The sequence below is a fragment of the Shewanella sp. 11B5 genome (assembly GCF_002836795.1).
In the GTDB taxonomy this organism is placed as follows: domain Bacteria; phylum Pseudomonadota; class Gammaproteobacteria; order Enterobacterales; family Shewanellaceae; genus Shewanella; species Shewanella frigidimarina.
This window is the reverse complement of record NZ_PJAP01000071.1, coordinates 1-1,384: the sequence shown is the minus strand read 5'-3', so window position 1 is coordinate 1,384 and position 1,384 is coordinate 1. Positions and strand designations below refer to the sequence as shown.

General features: G+C 42.3%; 1 protein-coding gene. It reads right to left on the bottom strand.

The features are described from left to right. The coding region (prfC, locus tag CXF78_RS00585; protein ID WP_102035694.1) for a peptide chain release factor 3 at positions 1-1,236 on the bottom strand (1,236 nt) is incomplete at its 3' end. Positions 1,237-1,384 lie beyond the last annotated feature (148 nt).

Here is a 1,384-nt window from a genome sequence, read left to right as displayed (position 1 = left end):
GCCTTTAAGTAACTGCTTTTGTTTTAGTGGATCTTTTAAACGAATACGACGGAACATTTCAGGTGCAAAGTTTGGCACCCCAGTAAAGCGTAGTTTTTCGCCTTGAGTAAATGTATCACCAATTCGCATGGTGCCATGATTATGTAATCCAATGATATCGCCTGGATAGGCCGCTTCAGCACGGCTTCGATCTCCAGCCATAAAGGTCAAAGCATCGCTGACATTAACATCTTTACCGATACGCACATGGTGCATTTTCATACCTTGCTCATATCGACCTGAGCAAACACGCATAAAGGCAACACGGTCTCGATGTTTTGGATCCATATTGGCTTGAATTTTAAAAATAAAGCCAGAGAACTTTTCTTCATCCGGCGTGACATTTCGTACATCACTTTCACGAGGAAGCGGCTTTGGAGCCCACTCAACGATGCCATCCAAAATATGATCCACACCGAAGTTACCCAAGGCTGTACCAAAATATACTGGCGTAAGCTCGCCTTTTAGAAAAGCTTCTTGATTGAATTCATTTGAAGCGCCGGCAACAAGTTCCATTTCATCGCGTATGTCATTGGCGTACGATCCAAGCACTTTATCTAATTCAGGATTATGTAATCCTTTAATAATGCGTTCTTCTTGGATGGTATGGCCCATACCGCTCTGGTATAAAATGATTTCATCACGCAAGATGTGATACACACCTTTAAATTCCTTACCTGAACCTATTGGCCAAGTAATAGGTGCACAAGCTATTTTTAAGATGTCTTCTACTTCATCCATCAATTCAATGGGGTCGCGAATATCACGATCACATTTGTTCATGAATGTCACAATAGGTGTGTCACGCAAACGCGTCACTTCCATAAGCTTAATGGTACGATCTTCAACACCTTTCGCGGAGTCAATAACCATTAAACAAGAATCTACTGCGGTTAGTGTACGGTAAGTGTCTTCCGAAAAGTCTTCGTGACCAGGCGTATCAAGTAAATTGATGAGCGCGCCACCGTAAGGAAATTGCATCACAGAAGTGGTAATCGAAATACCACGATCTTTTTCCATTTCCATCCAATCAGATTTAGCATGTTGACCAGACTTTTTGCCTTTTACCGTGCCAGCCTTTTGTAAGGCGTTTCCGAATAAAAGTACTTTTTCGGTGATGGTGGTTTTACCCGCATCGGGGTGCGAAATGATGGCGAAGGTACGACGCTTGTCGACCTCAACTTTATTGCCTGACATGTTAACCTTGCACTAGCCGCTAAAAAAGGCGCAAATTATAGCGCCTATCGATAGAATTGGCTAGGCAAAGTGTTTTTTAGCTCTTCGATGACAATTCGCTAGACTGTTGAATCATATTTTTCATTCTAGCCAATTCAATTCTCGCATA